Source organism: Flavobacterium johnsoniae UW101 (assembly GCF_000016645.1).
Classification (GTDB): Bacteria; Bacteroidota; Bacteroidia; order Flavobacteriales; family Flavobacteriaceae; genus Flavobacterium; species Flavobacterium johnsoniae.
In genome coordinates, this window is the sequence record NC_009441.1 from 5,858,836 (window position 1) to 5,881,440 (window position 22,605).

Here is a 22,605-nt window from a genome sequence, read left to right on the forward strand (position 1 = left end):
CCTTTTGTAATGAGCCACGCCAATAAGGAACATTATTTTTTAGCCGATGGCGGAGAAATGGGCGAATTAATACGCTCCAAAGACTGGAGCAAAACTCCCATAGGTGATCCTGAAAACTGGCCTCAAAGTCTGCGTACCATAACTTCGGTAATGCTCAATAACCCGTTTGGAATGTATATAGCGTGGGGAAATGAATTTACGCAGTTATACAATGATGCTTTTCGTAAAATTATTGGTTCAGATAAACATCCTGATGCTTTAGGAAATTCTCCAGAAAAAACATTTTCTGAAATCTGGCATATTACAAATCCCATGTTTGAGGAAGTAATGAACGGAAAATCAATCAGTTTTCCAGATTTTGTTGTTCCGCTAAACAGAAATGGCGTTGTTGAAACCTGTTATTTCGATTTTTCTTATTCACCAATACGAATAGAAAATGGCAAAGTAGGCGGTATTTTAGTAACCGTAATTGAAACTACTGCAAAGAAAAAAGCTGCTGATCTTTTAAAAGAAAAAAATGAGCGTTTTAAAAACAACATCATGCAGGCGCCATTGGCAATGTGTATTTTTAGAGGAAAAGATCATATTGTAGAAATTGCCAACGAAAAAATGATACAGCTCTGGGGAACCACTTCAGAAAAAGTACTCAACAAATCTATTTTTGAAGTTCTGCCCGAAATTAAAGATCAGGGATTAGAAGAGCTTATTCAAAACGTTTACACAACCGGAAAAAAGTTTATTGCCAATGAACGTTTGGTTGAGCTTTCTCGAGATGGAAAAACAGAACATACTTATGTCAATTTTATTTATGAAGCCTTAACCGAATGTACCGGAAGTATTTCGGGCGTTGTCGCTATTGCAATAGAAGTTACAGATCAGGTTGAAGCCCGATCAAAATTACAGCAAAGTGAACAAAAAATCAGACAGCTTGTAGAAAATGCTCCTTTTCCTATTGGAGTTTATGTTGGCAGAGAAATGCGTATCGAACTTGCCAACGATTCTATCATAAAAGTATGGGGAAAAGGTCCGGATGTTATTGGAAAATCATACAGAGAAATTCTGCCAGAACTTAATAATCAATCGGTTTTTGAACAGGTTGAAAGTGTTTTAAATACCGGAAAATCTTTTCACAACAAAAATGCCCGGATTGATATAATGATTAACAATAAACTAGAAACTTTTTATTTCAATTACAGTTTTACGCCTTTGTTTGACACAAACGAAAAAGTATATGCTGTAATGAACACTGCAGCCGATGTTACTGATTTGCATCTGGCATCTAAAAAAATTGAAATTGCCGATAAACGTTTCCGTGATACCGTAAAACAAGCGCCTCTTGGAATTACAATTCTCCGCGGACCAGAATATATTGTAGAATCAGCAAACGAAGCGTATCTAAAATTAGTTGACAAAGAAGAAAATAGTTTTGTTGGAAAACCTTTGTTTGATTCTCTTCCAGAAGTAAGAGAAACGGTAGATTCTTTATTAAAAAATGTTTTAACAACGGGTATTCCCTATCATGGAAATGAAGTTCCTGTTCCTTTAAATCGATATGGAAAACAAGGAATCTGGTATTTTGATTTTCTGTATTATCCGCTTAGAGAAGAAGACGGCGAAATAACCGGAATTATTGTAACGGTAACAGAAGTAAGCGAAAAAGTCGATGCCCGAAAAAAAATCGAGCAAAACGAAGACCGCTTAAATATTATAGTTGAAGCCAGCGAATTAGGAACCTGGGATTTAAACGTAAAAACCGGCGAACTTCATTATTCTCAAAGATATCTGGAAATTCTGGGCAATTACAAGGATCCTATTATATTATCTCACGAAGAAATATTAAAACACCTGCATCCGGATGATATGCAAATTCGAAATGCAGCTTTTAAAGAAGCTATTTTATCCGGAAATCTTCATTATGAAGCTCGAATTATCTGGCCGGACAATTCTATTCACTGGGTAGAAGGAAAAGGAAAAGTTTTTTATGATAAAAATGATAATCCCGACAAGTTAATTGGAACGGTACGCGATATTACAAGCGAAAAAAATCATCAGCAGGAATTAGAACAAAGCGAAAAAAGATTTAGAAATCTGGTAATGCAGTCCCCTATCCCAAAAGCCATTTTAAAAGGGAGCGATATGGTTATTGAAATAGCCAATTTAGCTTTGCTTAAAAACATTTGGAAGAAAAAAGAAAGCGACGTTCAGGGTAAAAAACTCTTAGAAATTTTTCCGGAACTCTCTTCTCAAAAATATGGCAGAATATTAAATGAAGTATATCTTTCCGGAGAAGTACATTCTGAAATAGAATCTCCTATTCTTATCAATGGCGACGATGGTGAGCATTTGTTTTATATTGATTTTGAATATGCTCCAATGTACGATACCGATAATAGTATATCCGGAATTAGAGCCACAATTGTTGATGTAACAGAAAAAGTCCAGGCACGAAACAAAATCGCCGAAAGCGAAAAGCGTTTCCGTTCTTTAACCGAAAGTATTCCACAGTTAATTTGGGAAACCGATGAAAAAGGAAATGGTTTATTTGCCTCTGGAAAATGGGCTGAATATACCGGAATAAAACCAACTGGCGATGCTGAATGGAAATCTATGATTCATCCCGAAGATTTTAAAGAAAATATAAAAATCTGGAATCATAGTTTGCATACAGGACAAGTTTTTAGATCTGATGTCAGAGTACTTAGAAAAGACGGCAGTTACAGATGGCATACCGTATTGGGTGAACCAGTTTTAGATGCCGATAATAAAATTGTAAAATGGGTTGGCGCCTTTACTGATATTCATACCGAAAAAGCTTTTACAAACGAGCTGGAACAACAAGTTACAGCAAGAACGCGGGAATTAAGCCAAATGTACGAATCGCTTAAAAAAAGCGAAGAACGTTACCATTTAATGGTCGAAGAAGTACAAGATTACGCCATTTTATATTTAAGCCGCGACGGAATAGTAGAAAACTGGAATATTGGTGCTGAAAAAATTAAAGGTTATAAAGCACAGGAAATTACCGGAAAATATTTTGGCATATTTTACACTCCCGAAGATCAAAAAAACAATATTCCAAGTACTTTACTAGAACTCGCCAGAGAAAAAGGAAGAGCAGTTCAGCAAGGCTGGCGCGTGCGCAAAAATGGTACTTTATTTTGGGCCAGTGTAGTAATTACAGCCATTCATAATAAAGATAATGAGGTTATTGGATTCTCAAAAGTAACGCATGACTTAACCGAGAAAAAAAGAGCCGATGATAAAATAAAACTGAATGCTCTCGAACTGGAACAAAAAAATGCAGAACTGGAACACATGAACAAAGAACTTCAGTCCTTTGCTTATATTTCCAGCCATGATTTACAGGAACCGCTTCGAAAAATTCAGACTTTTGCTTCGCAGATTATTGAAAAAGAATTTGAAAATTTATCTGATTCTGGAAAAGATAAATTTCAAAGAATGCAAAATGCGGCTAAACGCATGCAGACTTTAATTCATGATTTGTTATCGTATTCAAGAACAAACATTCAGGATAGAACTTTTGAGCAAACCAGTCTTTCTAAAATTATTGAAGAAGTAAAGGAAGATCTCCGTGAAGAACTCGAACAAAAAAATGCCGTAATTGAAAGTAACGAAATTGCAGATGTAAGTATTATACCATTTCAGTTTAGACAGCTGCTTTATAATCTGGTCAGCAATTCGCTTAAGTTTTCAAAACCAGATGTACCTGCTTTAATAAAAATTGAAAGCAAAATCGCAAAAGGTTCTGAGTTTGAAGAAAAGTCATTAGAAAGTGAAACTCAATATTGCCATATTAAAGTTTCTGACAACGGAATTGGTTTTGAACCGCAGTACAGTAAAAAAATATTTGATGTTTTTCAGCGTTTACATGGACGAGACCAATATAACGGAACCGGAATAGGTCTAGCAATCGTAAAAAAAATTGTTGAAAACCACAACGGAATTATAACTGCCAAAGGCGAACAAAACCAAGGAGCATCTTTTGATATTTATATTCCGGTATCATAATCTTAAAATATAAATCATAAAAAAACGGAAATAACTTTATTGTTATTTCCGTTTTTTATTTCCACTAATTCAATCTAACTATCTGCTGTAAACTGTAATTACACCAGTAGTTTTGTCTTTAATTTTTAACTCTTTATTAGTTAAATTCATGATATCGCTTGTTGAACTTACATTACCAACAGTAATCGTTAAATCGTTATGAGATCTTACATAAGTACCTGTAGTTTCTGTTAAAGCACAATCAGACCCATTATAATCCCCCATTACAGCAGTATTACTTAATCTTAGATCTAAATAATCTCCAGGACATCCACTTTGATTTTGCGGTGCATCTACCAAAACTTCCTGTCCATTAATAATTGTCCCTGTTTGGCGCAAGTTATATTTCCCTTGAATTGGAACTATTGTTTCTCCTTCATTGTCATCGTTACTACAAGATGTTGCGAACATTCCCACGCTTAAGGCTAATACGAATAATATACTTCTACTTTTCATGTTGATTTGTTTTTTATTGATTTAATTTAATAATGCTAAATTAAAAGGATATACTTACAAAAAATTTCATGATTTAAAGAATTTATTACATAAATCGCATTTTAGAGATTTATAAAATTATTTTTAAAAATTGCTACTCACATGGCTTGCCCTTTAAATATTTATTAAACATATAATTTGTTACCGGTCTTAAAGATACATTTGTTTCTGGATGTCTTCCGTTGCCATTATCATTAAAAAAATCAACACCATTTGCTGTTTTCCCATACCAAACAAAAGCTTCTCCATTTTTCTTAAAACAAGTTGTAGTGTCACAAGCATTTAATTTTCTAAAATCTAATAGGCTTTCATCAAGTGGAATTATTACACAAGAACCTGGTGTTATTTTAGAAGAACAATCTACAATTTCATAATGATCACCTGTCCACTGCATACAATGTTTTTTAAAGAAGGCAAAATAAACTACTCCACCAATTGAACAAAAAATTAAAATAATAACCGCAGCTGTTTTTCCTAATCGTTTTAGGAAATTTTCAAATAAAATCTGTCTAATTCTCCTAAAAAGCTTTTCCCTTTTTGGTTTAGATTCCTGTGCTTTAGATTTATCTGTTTCATCACAATTACTCTCGGTAGGATTTGTTTCAGATTGAGAAGTCTGTGTAATTTCATATTCTTTTATATTAGCACCATAACTGTCTTTTGCTATAAATGGGAGAGGCACGTATGTTTTTTCTTTTTCTGTTTCCTCGGTTTTTAAATTAGTTTTTTTTTTAATTTCGACCTCATCAATAAAACCATTAGAAGAAATTTCAGGCTTGTAATGTTTGTTTTTTCTTAGTTCTTCTATCAATTTCAAATTCTGTGGATCAATTTCTTTTCTAAACTTATTAAAAGGTCTAGGTTGAAAATCTACCAAAATTGCTGCTAATTCAACCGTACTAATTTTAGCTGTTTCTCTTTCCGCTTTAAAAAAAGCACCTACCTTTTTAAACTTATCTGTGTATTGCTGTGAAGTATCTACCTCTCTTGGGATAAAATCAGCTTTAAAAAAGTTACGATATACTGCAAGGTCATCGACTGTAGGTTCTAAATTGAAAATTTCCCAGCATAAATCTCTTAAAGCTGCTTGTGAAGGATTGCTTAAGTAATCAGAATATTTTCCTTCATTTTTTTCAACTCTATATTTCTCTCGAATCGCTTCTTTATAGTCACTTTGAATATCATCTTGAGTAATTTTTCTCATAAGCTATTAGGATTTTCAGGATTTATTATCGGTTTTTTCAAGTTTTTATCGGACGTCATCGGAGAATCAGGAAATCCCGGAAATCCGTATCAATACAGGCTCTAAACCGTTGTTACTTTGCTTCAACAAAATTAGTTAACGTTTTGATCTGCAGGTCAAAAACAAATGTACAAAACTAGTTCAATCAACAAGTGTGGAAAACCGTAAAACGGAGTTTATCCGGGAAGTATAAATAATGTTTTATAGTTCTACGCACTTCACTTCCCAAACAAATTTGGTATTGCTCCTAACACAAAATCCGGAAAAGTTCCGGCAGGCAATACCCAATGTTTAATCCTTTAATAATTAAAAAAAATGAGAACATTATATCTATTGGGAGCGTGCGCGCTGTTGTCAACTACATTATTTTCTTGTACTGCTGACGAATTCGAAAATGAAACAAAAAAGACTGAGGTAAAAAAAGAGGTAATTCCTAATGGCGGTCAAGCCAGCGATCCACCTCCTCCAGGACCAGATGATGATCCAATTAATGTTAAACCACCAAAAAAATAATAAATAAAGCCGCAATATTAAATTAATTACTAAATATTGTTAAATTCGGGGAAAGTAACTTTTATGCTGCGTTCCCCGTTTTTTTATGTAGTTATTATACTCTCTTTTATTTCTTGCAAAGAGAAAACACCTGCATTGATTAAGCCCAATATCTCCAAAAAAACGGCTAAACTTATGCAGGAAAAAGCACTGAATGAACTTGAAAAAAGTAATTACAACAGCTCATTTTATTATTTTAATAAATCAAAAGTAATATTTGAAGCCGCAAAAGACAGCTCAAATATAGTTTTCAACTTACTTCAAATGGCCACCATTCAACAAATAAATGGTGATTATTATGGCAGTAAAGAGACTTTAACCGAAGCATTACCTTTCTTTAAAAAAAACGATGACTATAAAGCTCCAGTTAATAATCTGTTTGGTATTGCAGACAAAGAACTTTCACTTTATGATGATGCCGTATTTTATTACAATGAAGCTTTAAAAGATGCTAAAGATGAGGCATCAAGACAATCTCCGTTAAACAATATTGCCGTTATTTACATTAAGCAGAAAAAATACGATAAGGCAATTAAAATTTTAGAATCCATTTTAGACACAAAAGCACTTGATGAATTTGTAAAAAGTAAATCGAGAGTTATGGACAATCTTGGATTTGCTTATTTTAAAAAAGGAATTAAGGATAAAAGTCTTCAGTTTCTAAATGAAGCATTAAAATTAAGAATACAAGCTGATGACTCTTATGGAAGTATTGGAAGTTACCTACATCTGGCAGAATTTTACTCAGAAACCGATCTCCAAAAATCAAATAAATATGCTGAAAAGGCCTATCAAACAGCCAGTAAATTAAACAGCGTAGATGAACGTCTAAAATCGCTCGCAATTTTAATTTCTAATGGATCAGGTACAATATATTCAAAAAAATATATAGCAATAAACGACAGCATCACAAATATCCGCAACAACTTTAAAAACAAATTCGCAAAAATTAAATACGATTCGAAAAAGGAAAAAGATGAAAACCAAAAACTTCGACTAGAAAAAGCTGAAAATTTAGTAGCGCTGAAAGAAGCCGAAAAAGATAAAGTAATCTTATTTGCCACCATAATTGCCACTTTAATTTCTCTTGTGTCATTAGGTCTTTATCTAAGAAAACGTTACAAACACAAAACTCGACTTGTTGCTATAAAAACAGCATATAACACCGAAACCCGAATTGCCAAAGACATTCATGACGGATTAGCAAATGATGTTTTTCATGCGATAACATATACACAAACTCAGCCCTTAACCAACGACAATAACAAAGAAAACCTGTTACAAAAACTCGATGATATTTATTCACGAGTACGCGGAATTTCTCGTGAAAATAATGATATCAATACCGGACCTAATTACCCCAATTATTTAAAGGAAATGCTTTCTACCTATAATAGTCCTCAAACAAACGTTATTATTAATAGTATCGAAAAAATAAATTGGGATTCGGTTGAAGATTTAAAAAAGATTGCCATTCAGCGTGTATTACATGAATTAATGGTTAATATGAAAAAACACAGCGAAGCTTCTATCGTTGTTATAAAATTTGAAAGCAGTTCAAATACCTTATTTATAAATTACTCGGATAATGGAAAAGGCTGCGAAAAATCAAAAATTATCAAAAATGGTCTGCAAAATATGGAAATCCGTATTCTAGCCATAAAGGGAACTATTACTTTTGAAACTGAACCAGATAAAGGTTTTAAAGTAAAAATAACAATGCCTAAATAAAAGCCTATGTTTAAAAAAGTAATAATTGCTGAAGATATCGACGCAATGAATTTAGGAATTCAACAAGTTTTAAAAGATTTAAATATTGTCAATTTTCAACATTCCAGATTTTGCGATGATGCATTTCTAAAAATACGCGCTGCAATTCAGCAAAATGAACCTTATGATTTATTAATCAGCGATCTTTCTTTTAAAACAGATCATCGCAAATCTGACATTACCAGTGGAGACGAACTGGTTCAAAAAGTTCGAGAACTGCAGTCGGATATTAAAATCATTGCTTACTCGGTAGAAGATAAAAGTTACCGCATTAAATCACTTTTTGAAGATGCCGAAATAGATGCTTTTGTATTAAAAGGTTTAAATAGTATCGAAGAGTTAAAAAAAGCGATTAGTATTATTTCAACTTCCGATCAAAAATTTATTTCTCCGGAAGTTGCTTCGGCATTACTGGAAAAAAACAATTTCGAAATTGACGATGTCGATATTAAAATTCTAAAATATTTATCAGCCGGAACGTCGCAGGATGAAATTATCGAAATTTTTAAAAACAGCGATGTAAAACCAAACAGTAAAAGTGCCATGGAAAAAAGATTAGCAAAACTCAAAGACTTTTTTAAAGCCAATAATACCGTTCATTTGGTTTCGATTACAAAAGATATGGGAATTATTTAAACTCCCAATTACTTCATTTTCAAAGCTCCTTCGGGAGCTTTTTTTATTCCTGAAATTTAAAATTTTCAGATTATGGTTTTCCGTAATATACTGGTTTTGATTGGTTTTACTTTTGAATTACAAAACAATTTAAATATTAATTAAAATCAAAAATTATGGAATACAAAGTAGTACCATTCGTAGCTTCAATCGATCCAAAAAAAGGAACTTCAAATCACGTAGCTGAGCAACTTGAAAGCTTAATAAAAAATTACACAAATCAAAGTTGGGAATATGTACGTTTAGAAAGCGTATCAACATTTGTCCACCCAGATAATGGCTGTTTTGGATTTGGAGCCAAACCAGGTTACACAACAAATAGCCAAATGGTTGTTTTTCAGAAAAAATGAAATATTTAATTCTATTAATTATTCGATTGTATTGGTTTTTAATTCCACAATCGAGCAGAAGAAAATGCATTTTTAAAAAATCTTGTTCCCATTATGTATTTGAAACAACCAGAAAAGAAGGATTCTTAAAAGGCATAAAAGCATTTCAATTTAGATACAAAAACTGTAGAGGAAATTTTTCAATTTTTCAAAATCCAATCAACAACAAAATTCAAATGATTCTTCCTTCACAAATAATAATTGAGAAGGAAGAAATTGCCGAAAGATTAATTACTTAAGTCCAAACAAAATCAGGTATTTGTACTCTTTCAGCAGGAGCCAATTCTAATTAGATTTATCGAATATCATTTATCCTAAAGCTTTGAAATTTTGCTTTCACAATATCTAAAATATTTATTCAAAGAGATCACCTTTACTAAAATAGTATTGGTAAGATTCTTTATTGTTCTCTTTAAAAGAAATAAAAATATTGAACTTTTAAAATTGAATTACGGAACAAATTACTTGTTCAAAAACAGTTTTATTATCATTGAGTACGATTTCAATAATGCCTTGTGGTATTCATTTAACAATAAAAAAACTTTAGAAAAAAGCATCAAAATTTTCAATCTTGAAAATATCTCTCCAAACATGGATATAATAGTTCATGGTTTCTTTAGGAAAAAGAAATATTCGTTAACATTTGAGCCCTCTTTAAAAATAGAAAATCAAAGTTTCAAAACGAATTTTTCAAATCTTTCTTTAAATCTGAAACATAATCAAATTCCTCAATTAACTCATCCTTCAATAGAGATTTCTATTTCAAAACCGGAGATAAAAACATCAAAAGTTAGTATAAAAAATCAAGCAGTCAATTTCAATCATAATACTTATAACCAAAACGAATTTATATGACACGAGAATATTACAAACTACCTGAGTCTAGTGCAATAATGCGATTTCTGTGGAAATGCGCTGGAGGAGATCGTTATTTACTTGAAAGAGCTACCTATTCTGACCAAATAAAATACATGTGTTTGGGAGGAATTGTTTTTGCAACTGGAGCTTTGGCTGGGATTGCAGGCGGGTATGCCTTTTATACCATATTTGAGCCAAGAGGATCTGCAATTGATAATCCTATTGATTTACAAACTATTTGTATAGCATTTTTCTTTGGAATTGTTTGGGGATTAATGATATTCAACATTGATCGTTTCATTGTGACAAGTACTGGTAAAGGAGATGGAACTGAAGCTATTACTATAGGCGAACTAAAAAGTGCACTTCCTAGAATTTTAATGGGAATGATCATCGCTATGACAATTTCAAAACCTGTTGAAATTAGAATGTTTAAAACCGAAATTGACATAAAACTACGAGAAAAACAACTTGAACAACAAGCTGAATATCAAAAAAAAGTAGATAAAACTTATTCAGATCGAGAAAAATTATTAACTGCAGAATTTGGAACTATTGCGAAAGAAAGGACTGCATTAAATGAACGAATTAAAGCTGCAGAACAAGCTTATACTGATAATTTAATGGGTAAAGGAGAAAAAGTACCCGCTGGAAATGGCCCTTTATCACGAGCATTAAAATCGCAATTAGATGATCTAACCAATCAATTAGCAACTTTTGACAAACAAAATGGAAAAGATTTAGCTGAACTAAATAAAAGAAAAGATATTCTAAGAATAGAAAAAGACAAAGCCAGAGCAGATAATACAAAAATAGCGAATGGTCTCGATGGTTTACTTGAACGCATAAAAATTGCTCATGAAGTAGCCGGTTTTTGGATTTCTCTTTTTATCACTTTACTATTCATGGCAATAGAACTTACTCCTATTTTTTTCAAGCTAATGTTAACCAAAACGACTTATGACTATTTGGCTGAAAACCGTGATGAATTAATTAAGGCAGAATACGGAATTGAGGTAAAATATGATTACTACAAAGATAAACAGGGAGTAGAAAAACATTTAGTGATTAATCATGAGGCTGAAAAGTTAATTTTTGAAAAAATGAAAGTTACAGAAATTCAAAAGGAGCTTACAAAATATGCTGTTGAAAAGTATAAAGAAAGAGAAATGAGTAAAATAGATAACAATCTGGATGCTTATATAAATTCAATCGAAAAAAATGAACAAAGCAGTTAACGAAATTCGGCTTTTTTTATTTACATGTTCTGGAGAAGATAATTACATTTTAAAAAGATGTAATAAACGAATCCAGACAAGATTTGCATTGCTTGGCTTTTTTGTTCTTCTAATATTTATTGGATGTTTTTTCAGTGCAACTTTTTTTATTATTTCATTATTTAATGGAGCTCATTTTTTTGGCATCACAATTGGTTTTATTTGGGGAGCAGTAGTTGTAAATATGTATTTATTATTACTCCATACTATCTCACCAGCAATAATTCCTTTATCATCAAAAAGAAAAAAGAGCAAAAACTCCAATAACAATGTCGAAATAAATACGAACCAAAACAGTTTTGTAAATCTTTCCATGATTTTGAGAATTGGCTTCATGACTTTATTAGCGATCATTATTGCTCAACCTTTAAGCGTATATCTGCTCTCACACTCCGTACAAAATGATATTGAAAAACATAAAATCTCGGAAAGAATTAAACTATACACATTAACAAACAGTCAATTAATTAAAGAAGAACTTATTAATCGAAAAGAATTTAATAACAAGGTTATTAGTCAGTTAAATTATGCAGAAACAAAATCCCTTCAAAATCAAATTGGCATAATAAATTCAAAAATTAAAACAGATAGTTTATTCGTTATCAACACAATAAAGAAATTAACTCAATTTAATAAAATTGACAGAAAATTTAGTTTAAGTAATAAAGAGGAATTACAGAAAATAAAAATATTAAATGACCTCGAAAATTTATTAGCCAATGAATTAACATCAGATAAGAATTTTATAATAGATATTAATTCTATAGCTATAGGTGGTTCACTAAAATCAGATTTTGATAATTTCAAAAACAATTTAAATACTTTAGTCACAAATAAGATTGATAACTATAATTCTTTAAATAATCTTTTAAATAAAAGCAATTTTTATGTAAAAACAATTCAATTGTTATTTACTGGAAATCCAATTTCATGGATTATTACAGTAATTGTTTGTTTAGTATTTGTTTTCCCAATTTACTCTAAATACAAAGCACGTAATTTATGTTCGAGAATATTTAAAACCAATGAAAGAAATGAACGTGATATTGTTAAATTAAGAGAAGAACTTATAAAGACAACAGATTTTAATTGGCTAGAAAGTAAAATAAAATCAGTTAATATAAACAGTATTAATACGTCAGATTATTATTTCCAACGAATGTTAATCGAGCATCGAATTATTCTAGAAGAGTACGAAAATTCAAAAAAGGTATTTACAAAAATCCTCTCTCATAATATATCATCTTTCAACAAAGAATCTTTAAAAAGACTAAGGCCATTATTAGACAAATTAAAGCATTTTAATTTTCAAAAGTATAGTGTAATCGAAAGATCAATTAATAAAGAATATACTGATGAAGAAATGCGTAAATATGAATATTGGTTAGATTCTCCTTTTAGAACTAAAATGAGATTAATTACAAAGATTTCAAATAATGAAAAAGGACTACTAGACTTCCTCTACGATCAAAAACCTGAAAACGATTAGAAAATGCTAGATAAAATAGTAAATATCATCAATGAAGAAACTTTTATAGGAGAAGATAATCTAGCCTATAAAAAAATCACATATGAAATTCTAATACCAAGAAAAACATATTTGAAAGGAATTATTTCAGGAAAATACAGAGGGATTAAAATCGATGACGATTATGAAAAAGCTGATTTATTTGATTTTGAAATTTATGAAGCAAATGTAATAACTGAAAGTCGAGATGACTTTAGAGCTAACAAACCTTTCATTTTTCCTAAAGATTTTGAAAATGTTATTAAGAGGAAAAGAATAAAAGGTGAAAAATTTCCAAAAGAAAAATTACCTAGAGATCTTGCCGTAACAATAAATGCGAATGAAAAGTTATTTGGAGTAAATCTGTTAGAACCTGAATTATTTGAATTTGAAATAATAAGAAAACTTCATCAAACAGAAGGTGATGAAATTTTTGGATCATTTAATGCTTACATTACAGGATATATTATTGATGAAACAAGTGAAATTGAAGAGAAAGTTATTTTAGTTCAAGATGAAGTAACTAGTATTTCAGAATCTCCCTCAATTTGTGTATGTAGTAATATTGAAACAGGCAGAACAGAAATTAAAAACAATTATATCCGAAGAGAATATAAATGCAAAAATCATAATCATAATGTTTGGGGTAATTGGCAATATTTAAAAAATAGTCAACCATTAAATTTTAGAGCTCATAATACTAACAGCAATCCAGGGTGTGCAAGTCAAGGTTTTGGAATTCTTGGTATTTTATTCGGATTAGCATTTCTTATATTTATATTACCAAGCATTTTATATATTATTGCTCTTTTCATAATTATTCTAGTTTTGGGTAATCTTGTATCATTTTTCAAACCATTCTTTAGAATAATTGGAATATTATTTTTAATCGGATTTATTGCCTCTCTAATCCATTCTATTAGTAAACAATCACATACATATAATCCAAAACCTCTAATTGTTGATTCACCAAGAGAAGTAGCCCCATATATTCCTATTGACGAAACTAGACATGAAGACCAAAATATTGAAAATGATAGTATCATAACAAGATATAGATCTTGGAGAGATTATTCTGGAAACAAATATGAAGGTGAATATAAAATCAAGTTAAGCGATTATAAGAAAGCACATTTGTTCAAAGAAAGTCTTCCTTTAAGCTCAAATACTATAAATGCTTATGATAAGGTTATTTTTGATTTAAAAGAATTTGATAAAAATAATTTTAATAGTCTATTTAAACTTTTTGATAGTATTGGTAAAGCAAAAAAATTAAACGAGATACAATTTGCTGAAATGATTGTAACATTTGTTCAAGATATACCATATGCTATAGTACTTGATAAAGACTGCAATTCTAATTTATACAGTGATCGCTTTACAAAAAATTATCTTTTAAACAATAAAGGAGATTGCAGTGGAAACCAACGGTTCGGGATCAATACTCCCATAGAATTTTTAGTCAATCTAAAAGGAGATTGCGACACACGCACATTATTATTATACGGTATTTTAAGCCATTATAATTATGATATTGCACTTATGAGTAGTGAATTTTACGGACACTCAATAATTGGGATTAATTTACCAATTAATGGTGCTACCTATGACTATAATGGCCAAAAATATATTCTGTGGGAAACAACAGCTCCAAATGCTAAACCCGGAAATATACCAAATGAAATTTCAAATTTAAATAACTGGAGAATCTCCCTAAAATCAAAATAATCATGGACAAACAAAGTTTATTTTTCACTTGCCTTGTAGCAATAGTTTCAACTTTATTAATGTTAATGTCAATCCAATTTTTAACCAAAAAATTAAATATTAAACATGAGGAACAAGAAAAAATAAAAATTTCATACACAATATGGTATGTCTCTATTTTAATTAGTTATTTTCTATTTTTAAAAGTGGCTTTAGAATTAATTGAAAATTCTATTGAAATAATCATTTACTCTAAAACAATAGAAAATACATTTTTGACATCAATGCAAAAAATTACACTTTTTATTGGCTTTACATTTTTCTTCACTTTCACATCTTATTTTACAGTTGAAAAAATACAGCAATTATCATTTGGTAAAAGATTAGACAGTATTGAGATTGAAAAGGAAAACATTGGTTATTACCTTATAAAAGGATTTTTATTGATCCTATTTACTTTTTCTCTAATTAGCATTTTCGAACATTTCTTAAAATGGTTTGTTCCAACTGTAGATGCTCCATTTTATCATTAATTATAAATGAAGTGGTAAATTTATCACATTATGGTTTTCCATAAAATACTGATTTTAATCGGTTTTACATTTGAATAAAACAAATATTTTTTTAATTAAATTTTTAAAATCATGAAAAATTATTATGTAAATCAAAACGCTCAATCAAATGGTGATCACGAAGTTCATACTGGAGATTGTATTTATTTACCATTACCTGAAAATCGAAAATATTTAGGAATCTTTTCGAACTGTAAGGATGCTGTTACTGAAGCAAAAAAAACTTATACCAAATCAAATGGATGTAAAACTTGTTGCAAAGAATGTCATACTAGTTAAACTAGAATGAACTTTATTCTTCCCTCTTAAATTAAACATGAGAGGGAAGAAAATCTCTCAAATATTAAATTTATAGTTAAAGAGATTTATTGATATAATGAAATACTAATCTATAACCAAAGCACCATGAAAACGAAGCATTATGCAATTATCGGAGTTTGTATATTCTTATTAATTACAGCGTTAACAAACCCAAGTACTGAAAAACACAAAGAAGAAGTAAAATTGAAAATGAATGCGTTTCTGGAAAAAGAAATGAGCAAAGAAAAAACGAATCAAAATGATGAATTATCCGCAGCTGGCAGCTTAATGGGAAATGCATTAGCAAAATCGATGATAAACATGATGGTAGATAATATGGTTTCATCTTCAAATTACATCCTTTTTTCTACAACAAATGTTACCGTTGAAGGAAAAACTAAAACTATTGGTTTTGGTATTTTAGGAAATATCTTTTTATCTAGTAAAATTGATGAAGCAATAAAACAGTAAAAAAGATTTTAAAACTAACCAAATACCACAAGCGCCTATGAAAAAAAACTACCTCATCTTACTGTTGCTTTTTATATTTTATTCCTGCGAAAAAGCATCTGCTCCTCTTCCAGCCCAGATAAATACTTTTTACCAATCAGCAATTACAGCAGATGACCGTAAAACGATTACGCCGGAAGAAGCCAAAACGTATCATGTTAATAACACTTACAAGTACGAATACCGAACCGGAAATCCCGGAAATTATAAATACAATTATGATGTAAAAGGAATAAACATCAATGGCGATTCGGTTTTTGGCAATATAAATGTTCAGGGAAAATACGGCGCCGGAATTTTAATTGGCGACACCGTTGCCGAGATTGAAATTAATACCGAATGGATTTCATACGGAAAATTAAAAGCGCTCGATAAAAAAGGAAACGAATACAATTTAATCGTAAAATAAAAACGATCTCATGAAATACACTTTACTCTTACTTTTTGTTTTTACCGTATCTTTTACTCCGCCGCCAGCCAGCGTATTTATCTGCGGATCGACCGGAGCAAAAAAATATCATCTAAAAGAAAACTGCCGGGGTTTATCGAGCTGTCGCAGCGAAATAGTAAAAACATCGCTTAAACAAGCTCAGGGGCTTGGTTTAACATTATGCGGATGGGAAGATTAATTATCTTCCCATTTTTATATTTAATTATTTGATAATAATGACTTTACAATAAATTCACATTGATTTTATTAATTTGATATAAAACTAATCGTTATGAAATTCTTTAATCTAAAATTCCTGGTATCATTCAAAGAATGGCTTTTTTTAAGAGCTATGCAATCTTCTTTCCTACACTAATAAGCCATTAAAAATAAAGGAAAGCACTATTGAATGAATAAAATTGAAAACTCATTTTTGAACAAAAACCAATTTGGGGAAGATTTCTTGTGGGGTGTTTCTACCGCTGCTTTCCAAATTGAAGGAGCACATGATTCTGATGGAAAAGGTTCTTCTATTTGGGACGTTTTTACTTCTCAAAAAGGAAAAATAAAAAACGGACATCATGCCCTGACTGCCTGCGATTTCTATAACTCGTACCAAAATGATATAGACTTGATTCGGGAATTGAATATTCCAAATTTTAGGTTTTCTATAAGCTGGCCCCGAATTATGCCAACTGGAGTTCATCCGGTAAATCAGGCAGGAATTGATTATTACAATAAAATTATAGACTCTCTGCTGGCATCTGGAATCGAACCCTGGATAACGCTTTACCACTGGGATTTACCGCACGCTCTAGAAGTAAAAGGAGGCTGGACTAACCGTGAATCGGTTAACTGGTTTTCAGAATATGTAGAAGTTTGTGCGCAGTATTTTGGTGATCGTGTCAAAAACTGGATGGTAATCAATGAACCATCTGTTTTTACCGGAGCTGGTTATTTCTTAGGAATTCACGCTCCTGGAAAAAAAGGAATCACAAATTATCTAAAAGCCATGCATCACGTTACTTTAGCGACAGCTGCCGGCGCCAGGATATTACGAAACAAGGTTCCAGAAGCAAACATAGGAACGACTTTTTCATGTACGCATATTGAAGCGGCAACAGAAAGCGCGAAAGATGTTGAAGCCGCAAAACGTGTCGATACTTTACTCAACAGAACATTTATCGAACCTATTTTAGGATTAGGATATCCGCAAAAAGATCTTCCGGTACTTAAAAAACTCAACAATTATATTTTAGAAGACGATTTAAACAATCTCGATTTCGACTTTGATTTTATTGGATTACAGTGTTATACCCGCGAAGTTGTAAAATCTTCTATCCTTACTCCCTACATTGGTGCCGAATTAGTGAGTGCCGAAAAAAGGAATGTAATTTCTACCGAAATGGGCTGGGAAGTATATCCTCCGGCATTGTACCATGTTCTGGAGAAATTCAATAAATACGATAAAATCAAAAAAATCATTATTACCGAAAACGGCGCGGCTTTTCCAGATACGGTTACAAACGGAAAAGTATTCGACATTAAACGAACACATTATATTCAGGACCATTTAGAACAAATCTTAAAGGCCAAAAAAAATGGTCTAAATGTAGAAGGGTATTTTGTGTGGAGTTTAACTGATAACTTCGAATGGGCCGAAGGCTACAACGCTCGCTTCGGACTAATTCATGTCGATTTCGAAACTCAAAAAAGAACCATTAAAAACTCAGGATTATGGTTTAAAGATTTTTTATCTTAAACTCTGTCAATAAAAATATTTCATTTTATCGAAAAACAAAAAATCCCGCTGTTAATAGGCGGGATTTTTTGTTTTTAAGATAATACGTTTTGATTATGAAATAAGGTGAATATAAAATTAGAAAAAGACTCAAAAAAACGACAAAAACCACCGGTTTTATTAGGTTTTTCGGTATTTTTTTCTTATCTTTATTATGTAAATAACAACAAATACATGCCAAAATTTCACTTCAAAAAATTATTCTTTTTATCTCTTCAAGCATTTTATTTTTTAAAATACCTTCGAATTTCATTTCGAAATTATTTCTTCTAATCTTTCGTCTGCGTAAAATACAATCACGCAGAAAACATCGGGACAAACTCTGTCCGTAATTATAATTATTTTACGGAAATCTATTTTCTGAGCTTTTTTTAGAAAACAGATTTTAAAATTTCCCCCAAAGACTTCCTTTTTAGGAATCTCTTTCGAGTCTTCATTTTCATTTTTCACCAAAACATTATTTCTATATGCCAATATTTACGGTTTCTGAAATTAACTTCTTATCGTCCTCTCCAATTTTTACTTTAATTCTGTATTATTTCTGCATTTTTTAATCGTTCGCACCCAACTTTTAGCGGACTTATTCCATCTATATAGTATAGAGATTTATTTAAGCTTAAATACCATTTAATAATTTAAACTAGACTTTGTATCCTTTTTTGCGGGAATTTCCGGGAATCCCGGGAAAACGCGGGAATTCTGGGAATCCCTTGCCTGTAAAGGCCTGAAACCGCCTTTACTTTGCACCAAGAAATTAGTTCAAGTTTTGTCTGCAGACTAAAACAATCGTTAAAACTAGTTCTAATTAAGAGTGTAAAAAACCGTAAGACCGAGTTTATTCGGGAAGTATAAATAACGTCTTACTGTTCTGCACACTGCACTTCCCAAAATCAATTTGGTATTGTCACAAAAGCCTCTGGGTCATTCCGGACAGCAATACCTATGTCTAATTTCTTAAAATAAATCAAAATGAAAAAACTAATACTATTTATCGCTTTTGCGTTATTGTTCACGATATTTTCTTGTACTCCTGATGAGTATGAGACTACAACAAAAAAAAATGAAAAAGTTGGTACACCATCGGCTTACGAGCCCAATGGTCCTGGTGATACTCCAGGTGGAGCACCGCCTCCACCTCCACCAGCTCCATGATAAAAAAATATTTTTAGTATCAAATTAATTACTATTTTCGGGGAAAGTAAATTTAAATGTTACGATCCCCGTTTTTTTATTTTTTTATTTTGCTTTTTCTTTTTTCCTGCAAAGAAAAAGAAACCATTAACCTTAAAAATAAATCTATACAAAAGGAGGCTTTTGCTTTGCGAAATAAAGCAATTGAAAGTTTTGATCAACAGAAATTCAATACTTCTTTTTATCAGTTTAATAAATCAAAAGCTCTTTATGAAACCATAAAAGACAGTGCTAATATTTCCTATATACTTATTCGAATTGCAGAAATTCATCAGATTAATGGTGATTATTATGGCAGTAAAGAGATTGTCACCGAAGCATTACCATATATTAAAAAAAAGGGAGATTACACTGCCAGCATTAATACCAAACTTGGAGTTGCAGACAAAGAACTTTCTCTTTATGATGATGCCATTTATTACTACAAACTAGCAGCAAGTGAATATACTGACCCTCTCTTAAAGCAAGCACCTATACAAAATATTGCAGCTGTTTACATTCACCAAAAAAAGTACGATAAAGCTATCCTTATATTAGATTCTCTTTTACAATCTTTTTCCAGTAAAGATTTAAAGGAGAAAGTTAAAACAAGTGATGAATCTGTACTACTTGATAATTTGGGTTATGCTTATTTTAAAAACGGAGACGAAGTTAAAGGACTCAATTTGATGAATGAAGGTCTGCAAAACAGAATTGAAAATAATGATACTTACGGTAGCATAGAAAGCTATCTGCACTTTGCCGATTATTACTCTAAAAAAGATATTCAAAAATCGGATGAAAATGCTCTTTTAGCCTACAAAGCTGCTACAAAACTGAACAGCATTGACGAAAGATTAGAAGCACTGCAAATACTAATTTCAAACGACAATACTTCTAATACTCCAAAGTATACTCAGAAGTACTTTACATTAAATGACAGCATCATCAAGGTTCGAAATAATTTTAAAAACAAGTCTGCTAAAATTAAATATGATGCCAAAAAAGAAAAAGATGAAAACGAAAAACTTCGTTTAGAAAAAGCAGAAAATCAATTGTCACTTCAAAGAGCCAAGTATCTGAGAATTGTTTTTGCGATTGTTTTTGTTTTTTTAGTCATTCTAATAGTGATCTTAATACGCTATTATAAAAATAAAAACAAAGCCATCGAATTTAAAACTTCGTACAACACAGAAACCCGAATTGCTAAAAAAATCCACGATGAATTAGCAAACGATGTTTTCCAGGTAATTGCTTTTACTGAATCTCAGCCCTTAGCTGCAGAAAATACCAAGGAAAATCTGCTGCAAAAATTAGATGATATTTACAGCCGCGTAAGAGGAATTTCCAGAGAGAATAATAGTATAGATACCGGAGCAAATTTTACACGCACTATAAAAGAAATGCTCTCAGCTTATAACACACGTGAAAGAAATATCATGGCAACCAATTTAGAAAACATACATTGGGAAAACATTGACGATATTAAAAAGATTACCATCAGCCGAATTCTACAGGAATTAATGGTAAATATGAAAAAACACAGTGAAGCAAAAATTGTAGTCATAAAATTTGAAAGTGATCATAAATCAATTTCAATAAATTATAAGGACAATGGCAAAGGCTGTGATAAAAACATGATCGTGCAAAACGGTCTTCAAAACATGACAAACCGCATCCTGTCTGCTAATGGAACTATTGATATTGACACAGAACCCGGTAAAGGATTTAAAGTGAAAATATCCATGCCTCAGCAAACTCATATTAAAGTAAAAGAAAAGTTTGCCTCTTAGCAAATTAAAAAAGCCTTTCAGGAATTCCCGAAAGGCCTTTATCTTCAAAAAACAACTATTATAACCCTTTCAGTTTATAATGTTTCGTTTAAAACTGCAACCGCTTCTTTCCAGTTGTTTACCCTTAAATGATGCGTTTGGTTTATATTGTGAAATGCAGTAAACATAATAGGTTTACCCATACAGTAATCTAGGTTTTTGCAGTGATCGTCTATTAAATAATCAGTATTGATGATTCTTTTACTGCCGCATAAAACAATGTTTTCCCATTTAATAAAAGGAAAATGTTCGCCAAGCCAGGCTACTTTTTCAGCTAATGAAATTGGGAATTCTGTTGCAGCAGAAACTATAAAAATCTCAAAATTCTTTTGCAGTTCACGCACACTTTCAACAGCATCTGGCATTACAGGCAGTGTTCTAAAAAAATTATCCTTGTTTAGAATTTCAAATAACAATTCTCTTTCCTTAAAAGCTTCCTCTTCACTTAATCCCTGAATACCTTCTTTTGTTAAATTGGTTCCGTAGGCTTTATTGTAATGGTCTATTATCTGCGATTCGACATCAGCGAGAACACCATCCATATCTATTGCAATTGTTTTCTTTTTCATTGTAATTCTATTTTGCGGTAAAATTATGCAAAAATTGCAAATTATTGCAATTTTTAACTTATTTTTGCAATATAAAACCGCAAATAAAATGAAAAAGGAAGAACGTCAAAAGGCAATTTTAGAATATTTATCTAAAGAACATCGTGTAACCTCCATAGAATTAAGCGAATACCTAAGTGTTTCTGAAGATACTATCAGACGTGATTTAAAAGAACTTTCAGATCAGGGACTTTTAAAAGCTGTTCGCGGCGGTGCGGTTGCTCCTTCCCCTATTCCATTACATTACAGAAAGAGAGAAAAGCATGATATTGAAAACAAAAAGATTATTGCGCAGAAAGCGATTTCTTATTTAAAAGACGGACAAGTTGTTTTTATTGACGGTGGAACGACTTCTTTAGCATTAGTTGCCAGTTTTCCTTATGATTTAAAATTAACCGTAATTACCAACAGTTTTCCGGTTGCGACATTGGCTGAAGATTTACCCAATATTGATTTAATTTTTGCAGGCGGTAAAATGTGCAAAACTTCCTTCACAACTTCGAGTATTGAAACAGTAGACTTTTTTAGAAGTTTTAGAGCCGATGTGTGTATTTTAGGAATCTGCAGCATTCATCATGAACGCGGTGTTACCGGAATTTTATATGATGATTCAATGCTGAAAAAAAACATGGTTCAGAATTCTAATTTTGTGATCGCATTAAGTTCTATCGAAAAAGTAGAAACTGCAGAATCGTATTTTGTCTGCCCAATAAAAGATATTAATGTTTTGGTAACGAATGTTTCACCAGAAGATGAAATTTTAAAAGTGTATCAAAATACAGGTTTGATCATTCTTTAAATTCATAAAACAAAAAAGCCTTTCAGAACTTCACTTCCGAAA

At 31.3% G+C, this 22,605-nt stretch carries 21 protein-coding genes; 18 read left to right on the forward strand and 3 right to left on the reverse strand.

Going from position 1 to position 22,605, the window contains the following annotated elements; all coding sequences use genetic code 11:
* Positions 1-9: 9 nt before the first annotated feature.
* Positions 10-4,029 (forward strand): PAS domain S-box protein, encoded by a 4,020-nt coding sequence (locus tag FJOH_RS25000; RefSeq protein ID WP_012026807.1) that lies wholly within the window; start codon positions 10-12, stop codon positions 4,027-4,029.
* Positions 4,030-4,107: 78 nt separating this feature from the next.
* Here the strand turns inward: FJOH_RS25000 and FJOH_RS25005 are convergent, their stop codons facing one another.
* On the reverse strand, positions 4,108-4,524 hold the full coding sequence (locus FJOH_RS25005) for a lipocalin family protein (RefSeq protein ID WP_012026808.1): 417 nt from the start codon (positions 4,522-4,524) through the stop codon (positions 4,108-4,110).
* Positions 4,525-4,657: 133 nt separating this feature from the next.
* A complete protein-coding gene (locus tag FJOH_RS26385) occupies positions 4,658-5,767 on the reverse strand; it encodes a hypothetical protein (RefSeq protein ID WP_012026809.1) in 1,110 nt (369 codons plus the stop codon).
* 354 nt (positions 5,768-6,121) lie between these two features.
* Between FJOH_RS26385 and FJOH_RS25015 the strand changes: the two genes are divergently transcribed.
* From FJOH_RS25015 to FJOH_RS25105, 16 genes are all read left to right on the forward strand, one after another.
* A complete protein-coding gene (locus tag FJOH_RS25015; protein WP_044048132.1) occupies positions 6,122-6,319 on the forward strand; it encodes a hypothetical protein in 198 nt (65 codons plus the stop codon).
* Between the two features lie 63 nt (positions 6,320-6,382).
* The gene (locus FJOH_RS25020; protein WP_012026810.1) at positions 6,383-8,089 is read left to right on the forward strand and encodes a tetratricopeptide repeat-containing sensor histidine kinase; all 1,707 of its coding nucleotides are present in this window, start codon (positions 6,383-6,385) and stop codon (positions 8,087-8,089) included.
* A gap of 6 nt (positions 8,090-8,095) precedes the next feature.
* Positions 8,096-8,764, forward strand: coding sequence for a response regulator (locus tag FJOH_RS25025; protein ID WP_012026811.1), 669 nt, complete (start codon positions 8,096-8,098; stop codon positions 8,762-8,764).
* A gap of 155 nt (positions 8,765-8,919) precedes the next feature.
* Positions 8,920-9,153: a hypothetical protein gene (locus FJOH_RS25030; RefSeq protein WP_044048134.1), complete on the forward strand. Its 234-nt coding sequence runs from the start codon at positions 8,920-8,922 to the stop codon at positions 9,151-9,153.
* On the forward strand, positions 9,150-9,431 hold the full coding sequence (gene yidD, locus FJOH_RS25035) for a membrane protein insertion efficiency factor YidD (RefSeq protein WP_012026812.1): 282 nt from the start codon (positions 9,150-9,152) through the stop codon (positions 9,429-9,431). Before FJOH_RS25030 ends, yidD begins: the two co-directional genes overlap by 4 nt.
* 612 nt (positions 9,432-10,043) lie before the next feature.
* On the forward strand, positions 10,044-11,288 hold the full coding sequence (locus FJOH_RS25045) for a DUF4407 domain-containing protein (RefSeq protein ID WP_012026814.1): 1,245 nt from the start codon (positions 10,044-10,046) through the stop codon (positions 11,286-11,288).
* Positions 11,272-12,816, forward strand: coding sequence for a DUF4407 domain-containing protein (locus tag FJOH_RS25050; protein ID WP_012026815.1), 1,545 nt, complete (start codon positions 11,272-11,274; stop codon positions 12,814-12,816). The genes FJOH_RS25045 and FJOH_RS25050 overlap by 17 nt, the downstream gene beginning before the upstream one ends.
* A gap of 3 nt (positions 12,817-12,819) precedes the next feature.
* Positions 12,820-14,562, forward strand: coding sequence for a hypothetical protein (locus tag FJOH_RS25055; protein WP_012026816.1), 1,743 nt, complete (start codon positions 12,820-12,822; stop codon positions 14,560-14,562).
* A gap of 2 nt (positions 14,563-14,564) precedes the next feature.
* Positions 14,565-15,074, forward strand: a complete 510-nt coding sequence (locus FJOH_RS25060) for a hypothetical protein (RefSeq protein WP_012026817.1) — start codon at positions 14,565-14,567, stop codon at positions 15,072-15,074.
* 111 nt (positions 15,075-15,185) lie between these two features.
* Positions 15,186-15,392, forward strand: a complete 207-nt coding sequence (locus FJOH_RS25065; protein WP_012026818.1) for a hypothetical protein — start codon at positions 15,186-15,188, stop codon at positions 15,390-15,392.
* 126 nt (positions 15,393-15,518) lie between these two features.
* Positions 15,519-15,884, forward strand: coding sequence for a DUF4359 domain-containing protein (locus FJOH_RS25070; RefSeq protein ID WP_012026819.1), 366 nt, complete (start codon positions 15,519-15,521; stop codon positions 15,882-15,884).
* Positions 15,885-15,921: 37 nt separating this feature from the next.
* Positions 15,922-16,332 carry a hypothetical protein gene (locus FJOH_RS25075; protein WP_012026820.1) on the forward strand — a complete coding sequence of 137 codons (411 nt, stop codon included), beginning with the start codon at positions 15,922-15,924 and terminating at the stop codon, positions 16,330-16,332.
* A 10-nt stretch (positions 16,333-16,342) separates the two neighbouring features.
* Positions 16,343-16,552: a hypothetical protein gene (locus FJOH_RS25080; RefSeq protein WP_012026821.1), complete on the forward strand. Its 210-nt coding sequence runs from the start codon at positions 16,343-16,345 to the stop codon at positions 16,550-16,552.
* 210 nt (positions 16,553-16,762) lie between these two features.
* Entirely contained in the window at positions 16,763-18,115 is a 1,353-nt protein-coding gene (locus FJOH_RS25085; protein WP_012026822.1) for a GH1 family beta-glucosidase, read from the forward strand.
* 1,008 nt (positions 18,116-19,123) lie between these two features.
* Positions 19,124-19,306, forward strand: coding sequence for a hypothetical protein (locus FJOH_RS25100; RefSeq protein WP_044048143.1), 183 nt, complete (start codon positions 19,124-19,126; stop codon positions 19,304-19,306).
* 56 nt (positions 19,307-19,362) lie between these two features.
* On the forward strand, positions 19,363-21,117 hold the full coding sequence (locus tag FJOH_RS25105) for an ATP-binding protein (RefSeq protein WP_012026823.1): 1,755 nt from the start codon (positions 19,363-19,365) through the stop codon (positions 21,115-21,117).
* A gap of 74 nt (positions 21,118-21,191) precedes the next feature.
* Here FJOH_RS25105 and FJOH_RS25110 read toward each other — a convergent pair whose 3' ends face one another.
* On the reverse strand, positions 21,192-21,725 hold the full coding sequence (locus tag FJOH_RS25110) for a 5' nucleotidase, NT5C type (protein WP_012026824.1): 534 nt from the start codon (positions 21,723-21,725) through the stop codon (positions 21,192-21,194).
* Between the two features lie 88 nt (positions 21,726-21,813).
* Here FJOH_RS25110 and FJOH_RS25115 point away from each other — a divergent pair, with 88 nt between their 5' ends.
* On the forward strand, positions 21,814-22,563 hold the full coding sequence (locus FJOH_RS25115) for a DeoR/GlpR family DNA-binding transcription regulator (protein WP_044048597.1): 750 nt from the start codon (positions 21,814-21,816) through the stop codon (positions 22,561-22,563).
* Positions 22,564-22,605: the final 42 nt, after the last annotated feature.

What these genes read in the sequence shown, in the direction of transcription:
- FJOH_RS25000 (WP_012026807.1), top strand. Translation starts at nt 10, where the DNA reads ATGAGCCACGCCAATAAGGAACATTATTTTTTAGCCGATGGCGGAGAA.
- FJOH_RS25005 (WP_012026808.1), bottom strand. Translation starts at nt 4,524, where the DNA reads ATGAAAAGTAGAAGTATATTATTCGTATTAGCCTTAAGCGTGGGAATG.
- FJOH_RS26385 (WP_012026809.1), bottom strand. Translation starts at nt 5,767, where the DNA reads ATGAGAAAAATTACTCAAGATGATATTCAAAGTGACTATAAAGAAGCG.
- FJOH_RS25015 (WP_044048132.1), top strand. Translation starts at nt 6,122, where the DNA reads ATGAGAACATTATATCTATTGGGAGCGTGCGCGCTGTTGTCAACTACA.
- FJOH_RS25020 (WP_012026810.1), top strand. Translation starts at nt 6,383, where the DNA reads ATGCTGCGTTCCCCGTTTTTTTATGTAGTTATTATACTCTCTTTTATT.
- FJOH_RS25025 (WP_012026811.1), top strand. Translation starts at nt 8,096, where the DNA reads ATGTTTAAAAAAGTAATAATTGCTGAAGATATCGACGCAATGAATTTA.
- FJOH_RS25030 (WP_044048134.1), top strand. Translation starts at nt 8,920, where the DNA reads ATGGAATACAAAGTAGTACCATTCGTAGCTTCAATCGATCCAAAAAAA.
- yidD (WP_012026812.1), top strand. Translation starts at nt 9,150, where the DNA reads ATGAAATATTTAATTCTATTAATTATTCGATTGTATTGGTTTTTAATT.
- FJOH_RS25045 (WP_012026814.1), top strand. Translation starts at nt 10,044, where the DNA reads ATGACACGAGAATATTACAAACTACCTGAGTCTAGTGCAATAATGCGA.
- FJOH_RS25050 (WP_012026815.1), top strand. Translation starts at nt 11,272, where the DNA reads ATGAACAAAGCAGTTAACGAAATTCGGCTTTTTTTATTTACATGTTCT.
- FJOH_RS25055 (WP_012026816.1), top strand. Translation starts at nt 12,820, where the DNA reads ATGCTAGATAAAATAGTAAATATCATCAATGAAGAAACTTTTATAGGA.
- FJOH_RS25060 (WP_012026817.1), top strand. Translation starts at nt 14,565, where the DNA reads ATGGACAAACAAAGTTTATTTTTCACTTGCCTTGTAGCAATAGTTTCA.
- FJOH_RS25065 (WP_012026818.1), top strand. Translation starts at nt 15,186, where the DNA reads ATGAAAAATTATTATGTAAATCAAAACGCTCAATCAAATGGTGATCAC.
- FJOH_RS25070 (WP_012026819.1), top strand. Translation starts at nt 15,519, where the DNA reads ATGAAAACGAAGCATTATGCAATTATCGGAGTTTGTATATTCTTATTA.
- FJOH_RS25075 (WP_012026820.1), top strand. Translation starts at nt 15,922, where the DNA reads ATGAAAAAAAACTACCTCATCTTACTGTTGCTTTTTATATTTTATTCC.
- FJOH_RS25080 (WP_012026821.1), top strand. Translation starts at nt 16,343, where the DNA reads ATGAAATACACTTTACTCTTACTTTTTGTTTTTACCGTATCTTTTACT.
- FJOH_RS25085 (WP_012026822.1), top strand. Translation starts at nt 16,763, where the DNA reads ATGAATAAAATTGAAAACTCATTTTTGAACAAAAACCAATTTGGGGAA.
- FJOH_RS25100 (WP_044048143.1), top strand. Translation starts at nt 19,124, where the DNA reads ATGAAAAAACTAATACTATTTATCGCTTTTGCGTTATTGTTCACGATA.
- FJOH_RS25105 (WP_012026823.1), top strand. Translation starts at nt 19,363, where the DNA reads ATGTTACGATCCCCGTTTTTTTATTTTTTTATTTTGCTTTTTCTTTTT.
- FJOH_RS25110 (WP_012026824.1), bottom strand. Translation starts at nt 21,725, where the DNA reads ATGAAAAAGAAAACAATTGCAATAGATATGGATGGTGTTCTCGCTGAT.
- FJOH_RS25115 (WP_044048597.1), top strand. Translation starts at nt 21,814, where the DNA reads ATGAAAAAGGAAGAACGTCAAAAGGCAATTTTAGAATATTTATCTAAA.